This is a genomic window from Proteus sp. PR00224 (assembly GCF_016238105.1).
GTDB lineage: Bacteria > Pseudomonadota > Gammaproteobacteria > Enterobacterales > Enterobacteriaceae > Proteus.
In genome coordinates this window covers 72,167-92,375 of the sequence record NZ_JAEHQU010000003.1, presented here as the reverse complement: position 1 = coordinate 92,375, position 20,209 = coordinate 72,167, and the positions used below count along the sequence as shown (strand labels likewise).

Sequence of the window (20,209 nt, the reverse complement as noted above, 5' to 3'; positions counted from 1 at the left end):
CGAATCCATTACATCATCACCACATCAAATTGCTCCTGACTATAGAGTAGCTCAGTTTGCACTTTCACTTGTTTACCGACAAAAATTTCAACCTCTGCTAATGCATGTGATTCATCGCCTTTTAATGCTTCTGCAACTGCTGAGGAGGCGTAAACTAAGAAGCGATCTGCATCAATCGTTTTATGCACGCGCACTATTTCACGTAAAATCTCATAACAAACTGTTTCAACTGATTTTACCGTACCTCGCCCTTGGCAAGTTGGGCAGTCATCACAAAGCACATGTTCAAGGCTTTCCCGCGTTCTTTTACGTGTCATTTCTACTAAGCCAAGTTGAGAGAAGCCATTAATCGTTGTTTTCACTCTATCTTTACTTAGCGCTTGTTCAAGTGATGCCAATACTCTGCGTTTATGTTCATCATTATTCATATCAATAAAGTCAATGATGATAATACCGCCTAAATTACGTAACCGTAATTGACGGGCAATGGCTTGGCTTGCTTCAATATTAGTATTAAAAATAGTTTCTTCTAAATTTCGATGACCAACAAATGCCCCTGTATTGATATCAATAGTGGTCATTGCTTCAGTTTGATCGATAATCAGGTAACCTCCTGATTTCAATTCAACTTTGCGCTCTAAAGCCCGCTGAATTTCACTTTCTACACCATAGAGATCAAAAATAGGCTGATTACCTTGGTGTAATTCAAGTTTAGCGGTTAATTCAGGAATATATTCACCAATAAATTCCTGTAGTTGATTGTAGGTCAATTTAGAATCAACTCGTATGCTATCTAATTCAGAGCCTGCAAAATCACGTAAAATACGCTGGGCTAACGCTAATTCGCCATAAATTTGAATACGGGTTTTATTTCTTTTCTTACGCTCAATGATTTTATTCCATAGGCGTTTAAGAAAGGCAGCATCTTGCTTAATTTCGTGTTCACCAACACCTTCGGCAGCGGTACGAATAATAAAGCCGCCATTTTCATCGCAATACTCTTCAACCAATTGTTTTAAGCGCTCGCGCTCTTCTTCACTGTCAATTCGCTGAGAAACGCCTACATGAGACGCACCAGGCATAAACACTAAATAGCGAGAAGGCAATGTAATATCCGTGGTAAGGCGAGCGCCTTTTGTTCCTAAAGGATCTTTAACCACTTGTACAATTAAATCTTGCCCTTGATGCACCAGTTGCGCGATATCACGAACATTAAATTTCTTCTGCTCTTCTCCAGCAATACATTCCGTGTGAGGCATAATATCAGAAGCATGTAGAAAAGCGGCTTTATCCAGCCCGATGTCAATAAATGCAGCTTGCATCCCGGGTAATACGCGACTTACCCGACCTTTGTAGATGTTTCCGACGATACCTCGTTTAGCTTCTCTTTCAACATGGATTTCTTGAAGTATGCCTCCGCGAATATAGGCGACACGGGTTTCAGAAGGCGTCACATTCACTAATAACTCTGCTGTCATGAAATCTCCTTCTCATTAGCTAGAGACGAAAATTGAGCTATCAATGCTTCGGTTTCAACAAGAGGCAATCCGACAACAGCATGATAACTCCCCTCAATCCGTTGAACAAAACGGCCTCCTTTTCCTTGAATACCGTAAGCGCCAGCTTTATCCATTGGCTCTCCTGACTCAATATACGCGCTAATCTCACTCTCTGTCATCACTCTAAAAGTGACGTGTGTGACGACTAATTGACTCAATGTGTGTGTTCTATTAGAGATAGCAATTGCTGTCATCACTTGATGTGTTGCGCCTGAGAGTGAACGTAGAATTTGCGCGGCATGGGTTTTATCACGAGGTTTTTCAAGAATATGACCATCATAAACCACAATAGTATCAGAGCCCAAAACGGGATAATCTTGAGGTGCTTGTCTTACACCTTCTTGTGATTTTTCTTTTGCTAAACGAAGAACATACTCTTCTGGTTTTTCACCTTGTTGCCAAATTTCATCAATTGCTGGCGTGATAATACTAAATTCAACATCTAATAACGCGAGAAGTTCACGTCTTCTTGGTGAGCTGGAAGCAAGGTAAAGTGTGGTCACAAATAATGTCCTCATGACGGTAACGCAAAAGTGACCGCCATGATCCAATAACTTAGTGAACTAAAAACTGGTGACGGATTTTGCGAAGTAAAAAATAAAGCCATGGCCAAAGAATACCACTGACTGGGCTATTCCAGAATACTTGAGGGTGAAAAGTCACAGGTGAAAGTAAAAATTCTGCCCAAAATACAGCAAGATCAACAACGACAACACTTAACATTACCACTAAGGCTTGTTGCCATAACGCTAAATTACAAAAAAGCTGATATTTAAAGGCGATGACATAACTCACTAAAGTATAGGCCAATGCATTGACACCTAGGGTAGTTCCTTGGACTAGATCCATAATCATACCTAAGACAAATGCGGTTCCGACACTAACACGATGAGGTATTGCTGTTATCCAATAAATAAGAAATAACATCGGCCAAATAGGTCGATACACTTCTAACTGTTCTGGCCACGGCATAATTTGTAAAACTAATGCGACAAGAAAAGAGAGCCAAACAACCCAACGCCCACGACTTTGATATGGATTCATCGTGTCTACCTACTTCTATTTGTACTAGTAGGTGTATTTGTTGCAGCAGGTGTTGTTGCTGGTGTCGTGGTTCCGTTAGTTTCTTCTGTCGTACTGTCTAACGGCTCTTGAGACATAGAACGAGGAAGCGGTGGCCCTGCTTGTTCATAATTAGGTAAAACTTGAGGCATCAGTTGCATTAAACGCTCATTAGCCGCGTGATAAACCTCTGAAGGTAGAGGAGGCTCTCCCATTTTGTCTGATGCATTCCATAATAAAAGCAAATAGCGTAAACGTTGTAGCTCTGCTGAAGGTCGAACATTAATCACGGAATAAGCCCGTTGATTATCCACTTTAACTGAAGATACCACACCAACAGGATACCCTTCTGGGAAACGGCCGCCCAATCCTGATGTCACTAAAACATCGCCTACACGAATATCAATATTGGCAGGTAATGCTTCTAACAATAAATCATCGGCACAGCCCGCACCAGAAGCTATAACACGAATATCGTTACGTAAAACTTGTACAGGTAATGCATGAGAAGTGTCGCATATTAATAGTACACGACTCGTAAGCTCACTTACGGCAATAACTTGTCCCACAACGCCTTTATCACTAATAACAGGTTGTCCTTCATAGACGCCATCGTTGGTTCCTTTATCAATAACCACTTGATCTCGATAAGGCGTGCTATTCCCAGACAAAACTTGCGTTACTGTCATTTGTTCATTTTGGCGCAGTGGTGAACCAAGTAATTCTCGTAAACGGGCATTCTCTTGCTTAAATTGCTCCAGTAATTGGCTTTCTCCGCTACGGACTAATAACTCTTTTCTTAACGCTTGATTCTCAAATTGTAAACGCTCACGCGTGGCAAATGTTTCTGAAATTTGATCAAGGAAACGGCGTGGACCATTTGCAAGAAAATAGAAGGGACTAACAGCAGTATCAAGATACTGGCGGACTTTAGAAAATGCACCAATACGGTTATCAGCAATCAATAAAGAGATAGCAACAACCACGGCGATTATTAATCTTAGTTGCAGGGAAGGACCCCGACTAAAAATTGGCTTCATAAACTCTAAGATCACTCACACGGAGAAGTAAAAGAACAGGTGTTAATATTCTCATCAAGGGGGAATCCATTCTCCCTTGTTAGAATTAATCTCAATCTTCGCTAAACAGATCGCCACCGTGCATATCGATCATTTCTAATGCTTTACCACCACCACGAGCGACACAAGTCAGAGGATCTTCAGCAACAATCACAGGAATACCTGTCTCTTCCATTAATAAACGGTCTAGGTTACGTAATAATGCACCACCACCAGTTAATACCATGCCGCGCTCTGAAATATCAGAGGCCAATTCTGGTGGACATTGTTCTAATGCAACCATCACTGCACTAACGATACCCGTTAATGGTTCCTGTAATGCTTCAAGAATTTCATTAGAGTTTAAAGTAAAGCTACGAGGTACACCTTCTGCAAGGTTACGACCGCGAACTTCAATCTCATTGACTTCATCAGAAGGATAAGCTGAACCGATATCGTGTTTGATACGTTCTGCGGTTGCTTCACCAATCAGTGAGCCGTAGTTACGACGCACATAGTTAATGATAGCTTCATCAAAACGGTCACCACCGATACGAACAGAAGAAGAGTAAACGACACCGTTTAATGAAATCACGGCAACTTCTGTTGTACCACCACCAATATCGACCACCATTGAGCCTGTTGCTTCAGAAACAGGTAAGCCTGCACCGATTGCCGCAGACATAGGTTCTTCAATTAAGAACACTTCACGAGCACCCGCACTTAATGCTGATTCACGGATAGCTCTGCGTTCTACTTGAGTGGCTCCTACTGGTACACAAACTAATACACGAGGACTTGGACGCATAAAGCTATTGTTATGAACCTGTTTTATGAAGTGCTGAAGCATTTTTTCGGTTACATAAAAATCAGCAATCACACCGTCTTTCATTGGACGGATAGCAGCGATATTCCCAGGTGTACGCCCTAACATCTGTTTGGCTTCATGCCCTACAGCTGCAACACTTTTTGATGTGCCAGCGCGATCTTGGCGAATAGCGACAACGGAGGGTTCATCGAGAACAATACCCTGTCCTTTGACATAAATAAGGGTATTGGCGGTACCCAAGTCAATAGACAAATCGTTGGAAAACATGCCACGAAATTTTTTAAACATACGAAAGGATAATCCTGCAAGCCGGGACGGAAAAATCCGTCTACTCTATCAACCACAATAAGCAGCGACAAGGCGCGATTCACTACTTAGATTAAAGTGGACACGTAAATAATCATAAAGGCACAATATTCTACGTTACTTTTCCCAATTGGAGCAGAAAAAAACTGCATAAAAATGGGCTAATTAGAACGATTAACGCATAATTTCGATCCTACGCTGTTTATATTTGACTTATGTAACAATACAAACAACGTTCACATCAATAAAGAAAAATCTTACTTAGTTGCCACACTGTGACTCAAAAGTCTCATTGCAAGTTCAAATAAAATTTATTCATTTGAATAAGCACAATTATTCTATTGATATTAAATGGTGTTTCACTGGCAAAATTTGACTGAGATAACAACCAAAGTACCCACCTCGAATACTTCTAAGACAACACATTATCTTTATTTCGAGCATAAAGAGAAATGCTAATTTTTATCCAATCGTAACCCATTAACGGTGTTATCTAATTACCAAGATATAAAACTCAGAATAATCTCTGCACCAATAAACGTAGAACCCCCGTTTATACACTAAAAAAGGATTATTTGTCTCATTATTACAATAGATATTGTGCACAATCACGACGAGATCTAAAAAATCACCTATCATGACACAAATAGAAATCGATGAGGGGTCAAGATGAAAGCATTATTAGTAGAACAAAATGACAACAAACTCAGTACCAACGTACAAAACATTGATGAAAAAATACTGCCTATTCATGAGGTTATTGTCGATATTCATTACTCAACGCTTAACTATAAAGATGGGCTCGCTATCACGGGCAAGGGAAAAATACTGCGCCAATTTCCAATGGTACCGGGTATCGATTTTTCGGGTGTTGTTCATCACACCGAAGATCCTCGCTTCCACATTGGTCAACATGTCTTATTAACCGGCTGGGGAGTAGGTGAAAATCACTGGGGCGGCCTTGCACAAAAAGCAGGTGTAAAAGGTGATTGGTTAACCGTTGTGCCAGAAGGACTCTCTTTAAAAAATGCCATGATAATTGGGACTGCGGGTTTTACTGCCATGCTTTGTGTGATGGCATTAGAACAAGGCGGCATTACACCTGAAAGTGGTGATATTTTAGTCACTGGAGCCAGTGGTGGTGTCGGAAGTACCGCTATTAGTTTGCTAACAGCATTAGGCTATCAAGTTACCGCATTAAGTGGCAGAGCGAGTAACCATGACTATTTACGCAAACTTGGCGCCAAAAATATTATCACTCGTGAAGAGTTTGAGCCTGCGGGCAGAGCTTTAGATAAACAACGCTGGGCGGGTGCAATTGATACCGTAGGTGGGCAAATTCTTGCCAATATTCTGTCACAGACAAACTATAACGGAACAGTAGCGGCTTGTGGATTAGCTGGCGGTTTCTCTTTACCAACAACTGTCATGCCTTTTATTTTACGTAATGTTCGCTTACAAGGCGTCGATTCTGTTTATTTCCCAGCAGAAAAACGCGCTCAGGTTTGGCAACGTTTATTAAAATTACTACCAGAAACGTTCTATCAGCAAGCGATGACAGAAATTACACTTGATGAAGTTCCTCGTTATGCTCAGATGATTATGGATAATCAAGTGACAGGTAGAACCTTAGTAAAACTGTAACTGCTCCCCACCCGCATTAGGCGAGGGTTTACGGCATTTTTTTGCTAATTCTCGGTTTTTATCTGCTTATTTCTGGCATTAATTCACCTTATTTAGTGCCAGAATAAGCTTCTTTGTGTGTGAAACGAATATGAAATTGTGATTCAGATCACATTTATGATATATATTGATGATTGTTCTCAAAGAAGTTCAGATTTCCAGTGACATCAATAAATAACGTGGTGTTATGATTATTTTTTAGACACCTGTTTATTTTGCTTTCTCGCGTTTACAATCTTGTAAAAACTTTTAACTTTTCATCAAAATAAACCCTTCATTCCCTGATTAGACCAGTATTTTGCTGTTATCTTCTGTGAAATGTCTATAATGTCGGACTTTGTGATATGTATCGTAGCAATGGATACAATAAAAGATGACAAAACGAAAAGCACAGGTTATTTTGTCATTTCGTTGACGAATTGACGGAGATAGAAGCATAATGTCGGAAAATTTTCATATTTTGCTCCTGAATGGTCCGAATTTAAACCTGCTTGGAACAAGAGAGCCGGAAACCTACGGACACTTAACTCTGGATGATATCGTTCAAAGTTTGTCAGCAGATGCTCAGGCATTAAATGTGAAACTCAGTCATTTTCAGTCTAACGCTGAATTTGAGCTGATAAATAAAATTCATGCAGCTCGGGGTAATGTCGATTATATATTAATCAATCCTGCAGCTTTCACGCATACCAGTGTTGCACTGCGTGATGCATTATTAGGGGTGAATATTCCATTTATTGAAATTCACCTGTCCAATGTCTACAGTCGGGAGCCTTTCCGTCACCATTCATATCTCTCTGATATCGCAACAGGCGTAATCTGTGGATTAGGTGCAGAAGGTTATCGATTTGCTTTACAGGCAGCGGTCAGCCGCTTGTCTTAATAAAAAACATCAAAAAGAGTACGGAATCAACTCATGGATATTCGTAAAATTAAAAAACTGATCGAGCTAGTCGAAGAGTCTGGCATTTCTGAACTGGAAATCTCTGAAGGTGAAGAGTCAGTACGTATTAGTCGTAACTCTGGTCTTCAGGGTCAAATGGCTCCTCAGCAATATTTTGCGGCACCAGTGGCACCTCAACCTGCATTAGCAAATGCAGTTGCGCCTGTAGCGCCAGAAACACCAGCGGCTACACCAACGCAAGAAATCAGCGGTCACGTTGTTCGTTCACCAATGGTCGGAACGTTCTACCGCTCACCAAGCCCTGAAGCTAAGAAATTTGTTGAAGTCGGTCAGCAAGTCAATGTAGGCGATACTCTGTGCATCGTTGAAGCAATGAAAATGATGAACCAGATTGAATCTGACAAAGCGGGTGTTGTTAAATCTATCCTTTGCCAAGATGGCGACAACGTTGAGTTTGACGCTCCACTCTTTGTTATCGAATAACGAGGCAGGTCCATGCTAGAAAAAATCCTCATTGCCAACCGTGGTGAGATTGCACTGCGTATCCTAAGAGCATGTAAAGAGCTTGGGATCAAAGCAGTTGCTGTTCACTCCACGGCAGACCGTGATTTAAAACACGTTCTGCTGGCAGACGAGACTATCTGTATTGGTCCCGCTGCTTCAGCAAAAAGTTACCTAAATATCCCTGCAATTATCGCAGCGGCTGAGATCAGTGGCGCACAAGCCATTCATCCAGGATACGGTTTCCTGTCTGAAAATGCTGATTTCGCAGAGCAAGTTGAACGCTCTGGCTTTATTTTTATCGGCCCGAAAGCTGAAACCATCCGTCTAATGGGTGATAAAGTTTCTGCTATTGAAGCGATGAAAAAAGCGGGTGTTCCTTGTGTACCAGGATCGGACGGTCCTTTGGGTAACGACACTGCGAAAAATATTGAAATTGCTAAACGTATTGGCTACCCAGTTATCATCAAAGCCTCTGGTGGCGGTGGTGGACGCGGTATGCGTGTTGTTCGTGCTGAAAAAGATCTAGAACAATCCATTACAATGACGCGTGCAGAAGCAAAAGCGGCATTTAGCAACGACATGGTATACATGGAAAAATACCTTGAAAACCCACGCCATGTTGAAATTCAAGTTATGGCTGATGGTCAAGGTAATGCAATCTATTTGGCTGAACGTGATTGCTCAATGCAACGTCGTCACCAAAAAGTTGTTGAAGAAGCTCCAGCACCAGGTATTACCCCTGAAATCCGTAAAAATATCGGCGAACGCTGTGCGAACGCATGTATTGAAATCGGCTATCGTGGTGCAGGTACATTCGAATTCCTGTATGAAAATGGCGAATTCTACTTTATTGAGATGAACACCCGTATTCAGGTTGAACATCCAGTAACAGAAATGATCACAGGCATCGACTTAATCAAAGAACAGTTACGCATTGCTTCTGGCTTACCTTTATCAGTAACGCAAGATCAAGTTAACGTTCATGGTCATGCAATTGAATGTCGTATCAACGCAGAAGATCCAAAAACCTTCATGCCAAGCCCGGGTACAATTACTCGCTTCCACTCACCAGGTGGATTTGGTGTGCGTTGGGAATCGCATATTTACGCAGGTTATACTGTTCCACCTCACTATGATTCAATGATTGGTAAATTGATCACTTACGGTGAAACACGCGAAATCGCGATCTCTCGTATGAAAAATGCGTTGGCGGAACTTATCATTGATGGTATTAAAACCAATATTGAACTGCACCAGTTCATTATGAATGATGAGAATTTCCAAAAAGGTGGTACAAACATTCACTACCTTGAAAAACGTTTAGGTTTAGCTGAGAAATAATCTTTCTCGCTTAACAAAAGAAGGCATAGTTTATTTACTATGCCTTTTTTATTGCTGATGACCCGCCATAAACAGATCCATAGAGGACAAATTAAACACATTTCTTAATTAAAACCTGTACTGTTTTCTTTCATATTTATATTTAAAAACAATAAGATAATCTATTTTTAATATTCCCTCATGACTTTGTGATTAATTTTCACTGAATCAATACTCACTTTCCCGTACAATCCTCCCATTCATTTTTAACCCTATTAAGATTGGGAGAACAGATGGACAAACGTTTTGTTCAGGCCCACAAAGAAGCCCTTTGGGCCCTAATTTTAACTTTTATGTATTTGTTGGGTTGGTTAATTACCGCCTATTTACCTGATAACACACTAGGCATTACTGGTTTACCTCTTTGGTTTGAGCTTTCATGCTTATTCCTACCTGTTTTGTTTTTTCTGTTGTGCTATCTGATGGTGCGCTACTTTTTCAAAGATATGCCGTTAGGAGATGAGCATGACGATGCAAACTGAGGTCATAGTGCCACTGATTGGCTACCTTCTGTTAGTTTTTCTGCTGTCAGCTTATGCTTATCGTAAGCGCGAAAAAGGCGAATTTCTTAACGAATATTTTCTTGGTAACCGCTCAATGGGTGGCTTCGTGCTAGCCATGACTATCACTGCAACTTATGTCAGTGCAAGCTCCTTTATTGGTGGGCCGGGTGCTGCCTATAAATACGGTATTGGTTGGGTATTACTTTCAATGATCCAACTTCCCGCTATTTGGCTCTCTTTGGGTGTTTTAGGGAAAAAGTTTGCCATTTTAGCGCGCCGTTATAATGCTGTTACCTTAAATGACATGCTTTATGCTCGTTACAAAAGTCGTTTCCTCGTCTGGTTTGCCAGTTTAAGCCTGTTAGTCGCTTTTGTCGGCGCGATGACTGTTCAATTTATTGGTGGAGCACGCTTATTAGAAACTGCAGCAGGCATTCCTTATGAATTCGGCTTGCTGATCTTTGGGATCTCCATTGCGCTGTATACTGCGATTGGCGGATTTAGAGCCAGCGTATTAAACGATGCCTTACAAGGCCTTGTGATGCTACTTGGTACATTTATTCTCCTGTTTGCCATTATCTATAAAGCAGGTGGATTAGATATTGCGATACAAAAACTCAATACCATCGATCCTGCATTAACCTCTCCTCAAGGGGCTGATGGGATTTTAAGTGGCCCGTTTATGGCATCATTCTGGGTACTTGTCTGTTTTGGTGTTATTGGCTTGCCACATACTGCGGTACGTTGCATCTCTTACAAAGACAGTAAAGCCATGCATAAAGGGATCATTATTGGCACAATCGTGATGTCATTATTGATGTTTGGTATGCACTTTGCTGGCGCATTAGGTCGGGCGATCATTCCTGATCTCACGGTTCCTGATCAAGTTATTCCAACATTAATGGTTGAAGCATTACCGCCTATTGCAGCCGGTATTTTCCTTGCTGCTCCTATGGCCGCCATTATGTCGACGATAAATGCGCAACTGTTACAATCGTCAGCAACTTTGGTCAAAGATCTCTATCTCAATATCGCTCCGCATGCGATAACTAACGAGAAACGCATCTCTCGTTTATCGAGCCTTTCGACCTTGATTTTAGGTGTGTTACTGCTATTTGCAGCATGGAACCCACCATCAATGATTATTTGGCTTAACTTACTTGCTTTTGGTGGCCTACAAGCTGTTTTCTTATGGCCTTTAGTTCTTGGGCTTTATTGGGAAAAAGCTAACCGTTATGGTGCTATTGCGGGCATGATCACAGGTGCCACACTCTATGCCACCCTTGCGACATTTAACATCCAGATCGCTGGATTTCACCCCATTGTTCCATCACTGTTATTGAGCTTAGTCGCGTTTCTTGTGGCTAATCGATTTGGAGAGCATACTCTGCCTCAATCAGCATCATTACAGTGAATTCGTTTTTAAAGAGACTAATTATGCCTTGGATACAATTAAGACTTAATGCAACCGCCGCTAATGCAGAAGCTATTGGTGATGAATTGGTTGAAAGCGGTGCCGTTTCAGTGACTTTCCAAGATAGTCACGATACCCCTATTTTTGAACCGTTACCGGGTGAAACTCGCCTTTGGGGTGATACTGACGTTATCGGTTTATATGATGCAGAAACTGACATGAAAATCGTTGTGGCGATGTTAGAAAATACGCCACTACTCGGTAAAGGCTTCCTGCACAAAGTTGAACAACTCGAAGATAAAGATTGGGAACGTGAATGGATGGATAACTTCCACCCGATGCGTTTTGGCGAGCGTTTATGGATTTGCCCAAGCTGGCGTGAAGTACCTGATCCTAACGCCGTAAACGTCATGCTAGACCCTGGCCTTGCGTTTGGTACAGGTACCCACCCTACTACCTCATTATGCCTTCAGTGGCTTGATGGATTAGATCTAGAGGGTAAAACCGTTATCGACTTCGGTTGTGGCTCTGGCATTTTAGCTATTGCGGCATTAAAGCTGGGTGCAGCTAAAGCAATTGGTATTGATATCGATCCTCAAGCCATCCAAGCAAGCCGTGATAATGCACAGCGTAATGGCGTTTCTGACGCACTCACACTGTATCTTGCAAAAGACCAGCCTGATAACCTCAGTGCCGATGTTGTCGTCGCCAATATTTTAGCAGGTCCATTGCGTGAACTTGCACCTGTTATCAGTACACTGCCACGTCAAGGTGGACACCTAGGCCTTTCTGGTGTGTTAGCGACACAAGCAGAAGGTGTAGCAGCCGCCTATGAAGGACTATTTAACTTAGATCCTGTTGCCGAAAAAGAAGAGTGGTGCCGTATTACCGGTGTGAAAAAATAACATCGAACAAATATCAACCAAAATGAGATAATCTCATTACGTTAAAATTTCACTTAATTATTGTTTATCAGGCATTAATCACATTTTTGCCTGATAAACTCTACTTAGTTCCACTTGTTTATCAATTCTATATCATCAATTTTTAATTTTTTAAAAACAGATAACATTATGTTTTTATTGATTAAATAATCAATTCATAAAAAATCAAGTGTAAAAAAGTAACTTTTTTTCGCAATTTGGTTAAACTTTGTCCTTTCATATCTGGCAAAAAATGCGTAATATACGCGCCCTTGCAGTCACAGTTTGGCCCTCTTTTCATCTATGCGAATCGGACAGTATCAGTTAAAAAATTGCCTTATCGCGGCTCCCATGGCTGGCGTTACAGACCGACCTTTTCGGTCACTTTGCTATGATATGGGTGCGGGTATGACAGTTTCTGAAATGCTTTCTTCCAATCCTCAGGTTTGGCAGACAGACAAGTCTCGATTACGAATGGTACATAGTGATGAATTGGGGATCCGCTCCGTACAAATTGCAGGAAGTGATCCCGTTGATATGGCGACAGCTGCGAAAATAAACGCAGATAGTGGCGCTCAAATTATCGACATTAACATGGGTTGCCCTGCAAAAAAGGTGAATAAAAAGCTAGCCGGTTCAGCACTACTTCGTCATCCCGACCTTGTCGCAGAGATCCTCTCTGCTGTGGTTAACGCGGTAGATGTTCCTGTTACTCTCAAGATCCGTACTGGCTGGTCACCTGATGAACGTAACTGTGTAGAGATTGCCAAATTGGCTGAACGTTGTGGTATTCAGGCTCTCACTATTCATGGACGTACACGCGAGTGTTTGTTCAAAGGGGAAGCCGAATACGACAGTATTCGGACAGTTAAGCAGAGTGTTTCTATTCCCATTATTGCGAATGGAGACATAACAGACCCGCTAAAAGCCAGAGCAGTATTAGACTACACTGGAGCCGATGCTTTGATGATCGGTCGCGCTGCTCAGGGAAGACCCTGGATCTTTCGGGAAATCCAGCACTATCTGGACACAGGTGAACTGTTGCCCCCTCTGCCGATTGCAGAGGTACAACAAATAATGCAAAAGCATGTGCGTGAGTTGCACGACTTTTACGGTCAAGGCAAAGGAACTCGCATTGCACGCAAGCATGTCTCTTGGTATCTCAAGGAACATGCCCCTGATGACCAGTTTCGGCGCTCCTTCAACGCCATAGAGGATGCCAGCGAACAGCTGGAGGCGTTGGAAGCATATTTCGAAAATTTTTTGCGTAAATAAATAAAAGAGCTGACAGAACTATGTTCGAACAACGCGTAAATTCAGACGTACTAACAGTTGCCACCGTAAATTCACAAGATCAGGTGACCCAAAAACCTTTACGTGACTCAGTTAAACAAGCACTGAAGAACTATTTTGCTCAATTAAATGGTCAAGATGTTAATGACTTATATGAGCTAGTATTGGCGGAAGTTGAACAGCCATTGTTGGACATGGTAATGCAGTACACCCGTGGCAACCAAACGCGTGCAGCGCAAATGATGGGCATTAACCGCGGCACACTGCGTAAGAAACTGAAAAAATACGGCATGAACTGATCCTAGTCAGTTAGGTCTATTTTTATAAAAAGCCTTTTCTGGTTTTCCAGAAAAGGCTTTTTTGTTGCCTATTTTTCACGCTTGCTCTATAACATAAATCATTAAGTTACCCAATATGGTAACATTTGAGTACGTTACCAAATATGGTAACATTTGAGTACGTTACCAAATATGGTAACATCTTCTTTTGTATTTCAATTAAATAACTGAGTAAAAGATCACTATACTCATTCTATTTCTCTCACAAAATAATAAGAGCAAGCTAATGAATAAAGACATCGTAAGTGTGGTTACAGGTGATATCATAGACTCTAGAAACATCACACCTGAAAACTATGATGTTATGCTCTATACCTTGGAGCAAACGGTTCAATTACTCTCAGAACAGTTACCACTTAAATATGACAGATATCGCGGTGACTCCTTCCAACTTGTTTGCTTGCACGCTTGTGATGCCATTAAAGTTGCTATCGTTATTCAATTAGCATTGAAAACGTCAGAATTAAACATCGGCGCTCGTCAAAGTATTGGTATCGGTCAAATTAATTCATTGCGTAATGATATTAGAACATCAATGGGGGAAGCCTTTATCTTATCGGGCGAAGGATTAGATAAGATGAAAAGTGAAATATTAACAATATCTACATCAGATAAAGAATTTCAAAAAAATATTACTTTAGTGACTAAATACTTAGATATACAACTTAAAGAAATAACTCGAGTACAAGCGCAAGTTTTACTTAAATATATGGTTAATGAAGATAAATCTCATTATGCTATTGCCAATGAATTAAAAAAATCGAGAAGTAATATTACACGATTATTGAACGCTAGCCACTACCAGTTAATAGATGAATATATTCAATACTTTAATTATTTAATTAACAAGGCTTATTGATATGTATAATTTTACGCTTCTTATTTCTCTCTATATTGCTCATATTACTTTTGATTTTTATTTACAACCTAAAGCATGGATAGAAGCGCGAAATGCTCTACATTACAAATCTAAAGAGCTTTACTTACACTCACTACTGCACGCTGGAATAACCTTTATTATTCTAGTTTTAATGTCTGAGATAAGTTTTAGTTTTATTTTCATTTATAGTGTAATTATATTAATAACACATTATTTTTTTGATCTTGGTAAATCTTATACTGATAACTCTTTAAGGTGGTTTATTACTGATCAAGCTCTTCATTTATTCGTGATTACCTTTTTATGGATAGTGCTTGTTGATCAAAATACTCAAATATTCCATGATCTTAGTTTTAAAAATATTAACTACAAATATCTTATTGTTGTTCTTGCCTACATCATTATTTTAAAGCCTATTTCGAGCCTTATTTATATGTTACTAAAGAAATGGACACCTGTTGCAGTAGAAGGCTCAACACTCGTTTCTGCGGGTCAATCTATTGGTTATTTAGAAAGAACACTAATCTTAACTTTTATTCTTTTAAATCAATTTGCAGCAATTGGCTTTTTATTAGCAGCTAAATCAATATTTAGATTTGGTGAATTACAAAATGATCAAGATAAAAAGCTAACAGAATATGTTATGTTAGGTACACTGATTAGCTTTAGCATTTCTATCTTTATTGGACTTGCTACTTCCTATTTTGTGACTCAACTCCCCATAGGGGGATAACTCATCAAACTTCTGGGCTAAATATCATTTTTTCTGATGGAAATCCCTCAGGGAATGATTGGCAACGTATTCGTTTTGATAAAACTCCCTCTAAAAACCCTGTCAGACTCTCTGCAATAAATTCTACCTCTGATCCTCTAGATGGAATAATTGCCATTGTCCAAAGCTCACTATTTTCTGATAAAACAACCCAAAAAAGCGTATCTCCATTATCCGTGACACCAATGGGTAAAAGCCCATTACATTTTGGATATAGAACAAAACGATAGTAATTAGGATCATCATTGATTAATGAGCTGAAATCTTCAAGGATCTGCTCTTTTTGCTGGAAAAAATTAATGTACTCATTTTGGCTAAAGGGATTAAATAACGTTATAAAATCAGCTACCTGACCTGATCCATATTGGGTGATAAACGCAATATAATCTTTGGGAAAGGCATATTTGTTATCAATTAATGGCCATCTCTCTTCTTTTCCATTTTCATGTATTGCAGAAGGAATAGGTAGTTGCTGATTTAATGCCATTAACATCACTATCTCACTTATTTGAGTTCTATTACACCGTGTAATGTATGATATTTTAGAGTGAGCATCACTTTTATCATAATCATGCTGATAGTTATCACTCTATTACCCTAGTAAACAAACCTATATTTAAAAGAAAACAGACCATGACCACACCAGTACGTACCATTACTTTTATTGATAGTGCCTATCCGAAATCCCATAAAATTACAGAATTTGTCTGGTCAGGTCGATTAGATAAACATGGTCAACTTTGGTTTGATCTTCATCTTAGAAGTGCCGATTACTATTTAAGTGAAGGGGAGGATTATCTGGATGATATCGACGAAGATGAATCAGATGACGAAGAAGAATATACCAGCCTAGCTCACTGGCAAGCTCCCATTGTTTGGGATAATTATCACTGTTGTACACTCTCCTCAACTTATTGGTCTGACGACCAAGGTATTTTGCTCAGCACAGGAAATACGCCGTTCGATTTTGATAACTTTATTACTCATCAATTTAATGTTGATATTGCCCCTCAAATCGATAGTGATACAGATGAATATGAAGAAAGAGCAGAAGTCCCTGCTTTCAGTATTTACTTATTAGGTCATGATGCATGTAAAAATCATCAAATTCACTTCCAGCGCCAACAAGATAATACTTATCACATTAATTGGTCTGGAAAAATCGCACTCTTTTATGCTGGGTTTGATGAATTTATTCATCAATTTAGTGCACAACTTGAAAACATCCCTTTTGATGGCTTTTATTTCCCTAAATCGTGGGATTTAGATAAAGCAGCACTGGAATTTAAAAAGGTACTTTCTCATTTTGAACATTATGAGTTTGTATTAATTAATCCCAAGAGTCAGATTAAACAGTGGAAATTAAAATACATCGCTTAAATAGCGTGATGATTAATTAAAATACCTAATGATATTTATGTTGATATAAAATCCCTCATCTGTTTATATCAACACTGTCCATAAAGCAGGCAATATTTATTGTTTATCAGGGAATTATAATGACTGCCTTACCAAGAAAAAAAACATGGCAGATTGTCCTGACGATTATTTTAGTCGGGATAAATTTACGCCCTTTCTTAACTGGCCCCGGCCCTGTTATTGATAATATTATTGCATCAACAGGAATGAGTTATAGCCAAGTCTCATTACTCACGCTATTACCCATGTTTTTAATGGGTATAGGCGCACTAATCGTTCCTTTCTTACAGCCTTATATTCAAGTTCGGAAAGGGCTTTTAGTCGCAATGTTGTTGCTTCTTATAGGCTCATTTTCTCGAGCTTATGTTTCTGATGGTAATCAGTTATTACTGACTGCCCTCTTTTGCGGTTTGAGCGTGGCTTATATTCAAGCGGTATTTCCTGGCATTATTAAAGGATGGTTTGGACATCGAACGCCTATTATGATGGGGCTGTATTCCGCCATGCTAATGGGGGGAGGCGCATTAGGTGCTCAATTATCCCCGATTATTACGGTATCTAATGGTCATTGGCAAAATGCTTTAGCGTGGTTTGCACTTCCAGCAGGATTGGCATTTGTCGCTATTCTTTTTTCTATTAAAAACAGTGCCATATCTGCTAATAAAATATCACTCAATACCTTAATTTGGCGCCCCAGAACAGGATTGCTTATTTTAGGTTTTGGTTGCGTTAATGCAGGTTACGCTTCAGTTGTGACATGGTTGGCACCTTTCTACCAATCGTTAGGAATGCCAAGTGCACAAAGTGGCTCTCTTGTCGCTATCCTTTCGCTTTTCCAAGCCTCTGCTGCTTTAATTATTCCTTTCTTAGCGGCTAAAAATCACGACCGACGTTTTTGGCTTATGCTGACATTACTAAGTCAATTTATCGGTTTTATTGCAATAATGACTATTCCGATGAGTGCGCCTTATCTGTGGAGTATTTTCTTAGGCTGTGGCTTAGGTGGATGTTTTTCCATGATGATGATTGTCGCGCTCGATCATATTCCTGATCCAGCACAAGCGGGCGCGCTGTCGGCATTAATGCAAGGTGGAGGATTTATCATTGCTGCCTTTGGACCGTTAGTGGCAGTGATATTGCGTCAGCCAGACGGAAGCTTTACTTATGCATGGGCATTTCATGCGGTTTTAGTGATTATCACGATAGGATTATTTTCACGATTAAATCCGCGCCATTACGCGAAAGCCTATCCCGCTAATCATACTATTTAATCATCGATATATTAAGAAACTCTGCATAAAATAAGCGCCTTATTCTTTTATAAATAAGGCGTTTATCAATTAAATAACGGAGTACTTTTGATTGCGAAAATTAAGCAACAATATGCGTTCCGGTTTCACCTTTTAAGGCAGAAGCTAGTTTTTCTGGCGTTGTGATAATCACTCTTTTTCCACCCGCGGCTAAAAATGAGAGGCTGGCTTCGATTTTTGGAAGCATACTGCCCTGAGGGAAATGCCCTTCATGCATATATTGTGTCATTTCCTCAACCGATGTTTCACCCAATGCTTTTTGTTCTGGCTGACCAAAATGAATACAGACTTTTTCAACACCCGTGGTGATGATAAGAATATCTGCATGTAATTCTTTTGCGAGCAATGTTGATGACAAGTCTTTATCAATAACGGCATCGACACTTTGGTAATTTCCCTGTTCATTTTTAATCACAGGAATACCACCGCCACCCACAGCAATAACAACATAGCCGCATTCTGATAGTGACTTAATTGCACTAGATTCAATAACATGTTGTGGAATTGGGGAGGCAACAACACGACGATAACCACGACCAGAGTCTTCAACAAAATGCCATTGAGGATTTTCTTGCTTTAATTGCACCATCTCTTGTTCAGAGAAAAATGCACCAATAGGTTTTGTTGGAGAAACAAAATTAGGATCGTTTTTATCTACTTCAACTTGTGTGATAAGGGTAATTGCTTGTTTATTTTGTTGAACACGAAGCTTATTCGTTAACGCTTGTTGTATTAAATAGCCAATACCGCCTTGTGTATCTGCAACACAGTTAGCTAAAGGTGTTAATGGTAAACCTTCTTGCACATGCGCCACTTCAGCGCGACGTAAATCAAGCCCTACTTGTGGTCCATTACCATGGGTTAAAACAATATTATACCCTTCAGCCACCATATCACTAATATGGGCTGCAACCTCTTGTACTGCTTGTTCTTGATGAGCGATAGACTGGCTAGCATTGTCTTTAATAATACTGTTGCCTCCAATGGCAACAACAACGAGTTCTTTCATATTTCACTCTCAATTATATTATTGGCAATTAAAGTAGAAATAACGCACCTCTACTCTTAGAGGTTGGGTTGATAAGGTCGCCATATTCACTAACCATTTTCCCCATTTTTATTTTTAATGAGATAAACATTACCAAGTTGAATAATATCTATTCATTAATTGCGCAGGATAATAGCAGAGAATGTAAAGAAAACATCTATTACTCAACGTTTCTCTTATTTAATTTCTGTAATTAAAATACGGAAAGAAAAGGATAAAAGGCGTCATCAAACACATCAATAACGCCTTATTCAATACAAGTAAGCAGGATTGTTAGTGCTTTTTCACTTTGCTATTTGATCAACATTGGGTAGATAAACATCAGGCATATCAGTGATCAGCATATCAACACCCCATTGCTCAAAATCTTTCACTTCTTCAGGATTATTCGGGGTATAACAATAAATTTCATAACCCGCTTGTTTCAACATTTGAGCTTGTTCTTGTGTGAGATATTTGTAATTACAATGCACACTAAAACCATCGATCGCTTTTAGTGTTTCTAACGCATTATCAGGAATTTCATCCCACAATTGGCCTCTGCGAATAAAAGGTAGGTATCGTTTCATAACGATCAGTGCATGTGTATCAAAAGAAGAAAATAAAATTTGCTCATTCGGAATATCTGCACTTTTTATCATGTCAGAAACCGCTAAACATAAACGTTCAACATCATCATCAGGCCATGTTTTCAGTTCAATATTGAGCTTTGTTCCTGAACGCTTAATAAGCTGCAATCCTTGTCTTAAAGAAGGAACTTTCTCACCTTGATAGAGTGAACTAAACCAACTTCCCGCATCAAGGCGATGTAAATCATCTAAGGTATGAAAACGCACAGCACCTTGCCCATTCGTGCAACGATTAACTGTTTTATCATGAATAAGCACAGGAACATGATCCGCGGTTAATTGCACATCCGTTTCAATCCATTCGCACCCGAAATCAATCGCCATTTTAAACGCAGCCAATGTATTTTCAGGCGCTTTTCCAGAAAAACCTCGGTGAGCAGCTATCTTCATTTCTC

General features: G+C 39.8%; 21 protein-coding genes. 13 read left to right on the top strand and 8 right to left on the bottom strand.

Going from position 1 to position 20,209, the window contains the following annotated elements; genetic code table 11:
- Positions 1 to 8 precede the first annotated feature (8 nt).
- From rng to mreB, 5 genes are all read right to left on the bottom strand, one after another.
- Entirely contained in the window at positions 9 to 1,478 is a 1,470-nt protein-coding gene (gene rng / locus JEP71_RS06450) for a ribonuclease G (protein WP_109371972.1), read from the bottom strand.
- Positions 1,475 to 2,062 carry a Maf family protein gene (locus JEP71_RS06445; RefSeq protein ID WP_196532389.1) on the bottom strand — a complete coding sequence of 196 codons (588 nt, stop codon included), beginning with the start codon at positions 2,060 to 2,062 and terminating at the stop codon, positions 1,475 to 1,477. The genes rng and JEP71_RS06445 overlap by 4 nt, the downstream gene beginning before the upstream one ends.
- Before the next feature lie 52 nt (positions 2,063 to 2,114).
- Positions 2,115 to 2,603 carry a rod shape-determining protein MreD gene (mreD, locus tag JEP71_RS06440; protein WP_100159963.1) on the bottom strand — a complete coding sequence of 163 codons (489 nt, stop codon included), beginning with the start codon at positions 2,601 to 2,603 and terminating at the stop codon, positions 2,115 to 2,117.
- Positions 2,604 to 2,608: 5 nt separating this feature from the next.
- A complete protein-coding gene (mreC, locus tag JEP71_RS06435; protein WP_109371976.1) occupies positions 2,609 to 3,661 on the bottom strand; it encodes a rod shape-determining protein MreC in 1,053 nt (350 codons plus the stop codon).
- A 91-nt stretch (positions 3,662 to 3,752) separates the two neighbouring features.
- Positions 3,753 to 4,796, bottom strand: a complete 1,044-nt coding sequence (gene mreB / locus JEP71_RS06430) for a rod shape-determining protein MreB (RefSeq protein WP_023582893.1) — start codon at positions 4,794 to 4,796, stop codon at positions 3,753 to 3,755.
- 687 nt (positions 4,797 to 5,483) lie between these two features.
- Here mreB and acuI point away from each other — a divergent pair.
- The 11 genes from acuI to JEP71_RS06375 all read left to right on the top strand — a co-directional run bounded on the left by acuI (position 5,484) and on the right by JEP71_RS06375 (position 15,369).
- The gene (gene acuI / locus JEP71_RS06425) at positions 5,484 to 6,458 is read left to right on the top strand and encodes an acrylyl-CoA reductase (NADPH) (RefSeq protein WP_198619271.1); all 975 of its coding nucleotides are present in this window, start codon (positions 5,484 to 5,486) and stop codon (positions 6,456 to 6,458) included.
- 478 nt (positions 6,459 to 6,936) lie between these two features.
- A complete protein-coding gene (gene aroQ, locus JEP71_RS06420) occupies positions 6,937 to 7,380 on the top strand; it encodes a type II 3-dehydroquinate dehydratase (RefSeq protein WP_006535378.1) in 444 nt (147 codons plus the stop codon).
- Positions 7,381 to 7,413: 33 nt separating this feature from the next.
- Entirely contained in the window at positions 7,414 to 7,884 is a 471-nt protein-coding gene (gene accB / locus JEP71_RS06415) for an acetyl-CoA carboxylase biotin carboxyl carrier protein (RefSeq protein WP_023582895.1), read from the top strand.
- Positions 7,885 to 7,896: 12 nt separating this feature from the next.
- Positions 7,897 to 9,246 (top strand): acetyl-CoA carboxylase biotin carboxylase subunit, encoded by a 1,350-nt coding sequence (accC, locus tag JEP71_RS06410; RefSeq protein WP_109371980.1) that lies wholly within the window; start codon positions 7,897 to 7,899, stop codon positions 9,244 to 9,246.
- Between the two features lie 272 nt (positions 9,247 to 9,518).
- Positions 9,519 to 9,767 carry a YhdT family protein gene (locus JEP71_RS06405; protein WP_023582900.1) on the top strand — a complete coding sequence of 83 codons (249 nt, stop codon included), beginning with the start codon at positions 9,519 to 9,521 and terminating at the stop codon, positions 9,765 to 9,767.
- Positions 9,757 to 11,202 (top strand): sodium/pantothenate symporter, encoded by a 1,446-nt coding sequence (gene panF, locus JEP71_RS06400; protein WP_198626091.1) that lies wholly within the window; start codon positions 9,757 to 9,759, stop codon positions 11,200 to 11,202. The genes JEP71_RS06405 and panF overlap by 11 nt, the downstream gene beginning before the upstream one ends.
- A gap of 23 nt (positions 11,203 to 11,225) precedes the next feature.
- Positions 11,226 to 12,107, top strand: coding sequence for a 50S ribosomal protein L11 methyltransferase (gene prmA / locus JEP71_RS06395; RefSeq protein WP_198619269.1), 882 nt, complete (start codon positions 11,226 to 11,228; stop codon positions 12,105 to 12,107).
- A gap of 321 nt (positions 12,108 to 12,428) precedes the next feature.
- Complete coding sequence (dusB, locus tag JEP71_RS06390; protein ID WP_023582903.1) at positions 12,429 to 13,400, top strand: tRNA dihydrouridine synthase DusB; 972 nt, start codon at positions 12,429 to 12,431, stop codon at positions 13,398 to 13,400.
- Between the two features lie 20 nt (positions 13,401 to 13,420).
- Positions 13,421 to 13,717 carry a DNA-binding transcriptional regulator Fis gene (gene fis, locus JEP71_RS06385; RefSeq protein WP_004245342.1) on the top strand — a complete coding sequence of 99 codons (297 nt, stop codon included), beginning with the start codon at positions 13,421 to 13,423 and terminating at the stop codon, positions 13,715 to 13,717.
- Between the two features lie 265 nt (positions 13,718 to 13,982).
- Complete coding sequence (locus JEP71_RS06380) at positions 13,983 to 14,615, top strand: hypothetical protein (protein ID WP_198625945.1); 633 nt, start codon at positions 13,983 to 13,985, stop codon at positions 14,613 to 14,615.
- A 1-nt stretch (position 14,616) separates the two neighbouring features.
- The gene (locus JEP71_RS06375) at positions 14,617 to 15,369 is read left to right on the top strand and encodes a DUF3307 domain-containing protein (protein ID WP_198625944.1); all 753 of its coding nucleotides are present in this window, start codon (positions 14,617 to 14,619) and stop codon (positions 15,367 to 15,369) included.
- 4 nt (positions 15,370 to 15,373) lie between these two features.
- Here the strand turns inward: JEP71_RS06375 and JEP71_RS06370 are convergent, their stop codons facing one another.
- Complete coding sequence (locus JEP71_RS06370) at positions 15,374 to 15,901, bottom strand: SMI1/KNR4 family protein (protein ID WP_232797542.1); 528 nt, start codon at positions 15,899 to 15,901, stop codon at positions 15,374 to 15,376.
- Positions 15,902 to 16,041: 140 nt separating this feature from the next.
- On the opposite strand from JEP71_RS06370, the gene JEP71_RS06365 reads away from it, so the two are divergent.
- A complete protein-coding gene (locus JEP71_RS06365; protein ID WP_198625942.1) occupies positions 16,042 to 16,788 on the top strand; it encodes a hypothetical protein in 747 nt (248 codons plus the stop codon).
- Between the two features lie 119 nt (positions 16,789 to 16,907).
- Positions 16,908 to 18,098 carry a cyanate transporter gene (locus tag JEP71_RS06360; protein WP_198619264.1) on the top strand — a complete coding sequence of 397 codons (1,191 nt, stop codon included), beginning with the start codon at positions 16,908 to 16,910 and terminating at the stop codon, positions 18,096 to 18,098.
- 100 nt (positions 18,099 to 18,198) lie between these two features.
- Here the strand turns inward: JEP71_RS06360 and JEP71_RS06355 are convergent, their stop codons facing one another.
- Together JEP71_RS06355 and JEP71_RS06350 are read right to left on the bottom strand one after the other, a co-directional pair.
- Positions 18,199 to 19,146: a carbamate kinase family protein gene (locus tag JEP71_RS06355; protein WP_198625941.1), complete on the bottom strand. Its 948-nt coding sequence runs from the start codon at positions 19,144 to 19,146 to the stop codon at positions 18,199 to 18,201.
- Positions 19,147 to 19,469: 323 nt separating this feature from the next.
- A complete protein-coding gene (locus JEP71_RS06350; protein WP_109372016.1) occupies positions 19,470 to 20,204 on the bottom strand; it encodes a glycerophosphoryl diester phosphodiesterase in 735 nt (244 codons plus the stop codon).
- Positions 20,205 to 20,209 lie beyond the last annotated feature (5 nt).

What these genes read in the sequence shown, in the direction of transcription:
- rng (WP_109371972.1), bottom strand. Translation starts at nt 1,478, where the DNA reads ATGACAGCAGAGTTATTAGTGAATGTGACGCCTTCTGAAACCCGTGTC.
- mreD (WP_100159963.1), bottom strand. Translation starts at nt 2,603, where the DNA reads ATGAATCCATATCAAAGTCGTGGGCGTTGGGTTGTTTGGCTCTCTTTT.
- mreC (WP_109371976.1), bottom strand. Translation starts at nt 3,661, where the DNA reads ATGAAGCCAATTTTTAGTCGGGGTCCTTCCCTGCAACTAAGATTAATA.
- mreB (WP_023582893.1), bottom strand. Translation starts at nt 4,796, where the DNA reads ATGTTTAAAAAATTTCGTGGCATGTTTTCCAACGATTTGTCTATTGAC.
- acuI (WP_198619271.1), top strand. Translation starts at nt 5,484, where the DNA reads ATGAAAGCATTATTAGTAGAACAAAATGACAACAAACTCAGTACCAAC.
- aroQ (WP_006535378.1), top strand. Translation starts at nt 6,937, where the DNA reads ATGTCGGAAAATTTTCATATTTTGCTCCTGAATGGTCCGAATTTAAAC.
- accB (WP_023582895.1), top strand. Translation starts at nt 7,414, where the DNA reads ATGGATATTCGTAAAATTAAAAAACTGATCGAGCTAGTCGAAGAGTCT.
- accC (WP_109371980.1), top strand. Translation starts at nt 7,897, where the DNA reads ATGCTAGAAAAAATCCTCATTGCCAACCGTGGTGAGATTGCACTGCGT.
- JEP71_RS06405 (WP_023582900.1), top strand. Translation starts at nt 9,519, where the DNA reads ATGGACAAACGTTTTGTTCAGGCCCACAAAGAAGCCCTTTGGGCCCTA.
- panF (WP_198626091.1), top strand. Translation starts at nt 9,757, where the DNA reads ATGCAAACTGAGGTCATAGTGCCACTGATTGGCTACCTTCTGTTAGTT.
- prmA (WP_198619269.1), top strand. Translation starts at nt 11,226, where the DNA reads ATGCCTTGGATACAATTAAGACTTAATGCAACCGCCGCTAATGCAGAA.
- dusB (WP_023582903.1), top strand. Translation starts at nt 12,429, where the DNA reads ATGCGAATCGGACAGTATCAGTTAAAAAATTGCCTTATCGCGGCTCCC.
- fis (WP_004245342.1), top strand. Translation starts at nt 13,421, where the DNA reads ATGTTCGAACAACGCGTAAATTCAGACGTACTAACAGTTGCCACCGTA.
- JEP71_RS06380 (WP_198625945.1), top strand. Translation starts at nt 13,983, where the DNA reads ATGAATAAAGACATCGTAAGTGTGGTTACAGGTGATATCATAGACTCT.
- JEP71_RS06375 (WP_198625944.1), top strand. Translation starts at nt 14,617, where the DNA reads ATGTATAATTTTACGCTTCTTATTTCTCTCTATATTGCTCATATTACT.
- JEP71_RS06370 (WP_232797542.1), bottom strand. Translation starts at nt 15,901, where the DNA reads ATGTTAATGGCATTAAATCAGCAACTACCTATTCCTTCTGCAATACAT.
- JEP71_RS06365 (WP_198625942.1), top strand. Translation starts at nt 16,042, where the DNA reads ATGACCACACCAGTACGTACCATTACTTTTATTGATAGTGCCTATCCG.
- JEP71_RS06360 (WP_198619264.1), top strand. Translation starts at nt 16,908, where the DNA reads ATGACTGCCTTACCAAGAAAAAAAACATGGCAGATTGTCCTGACGATT.
- JEP71_RS06355 (WP_198625941.1), bottom strand. Translation starts at nt 19,146, where the DNA reads ATGAAAGAACTCGTTGTTGTTGCCATTGGAGGCAACAGTATTATTAAA.
- JEP71_RS06350 (WP_109372016.1), bottom strand. Translation starts at nt 20,204, where the DNA reads ATGAAGATAGCTGCTCACCGAGGTTTTTCTGGAAAAGCGCCTGAAAAT.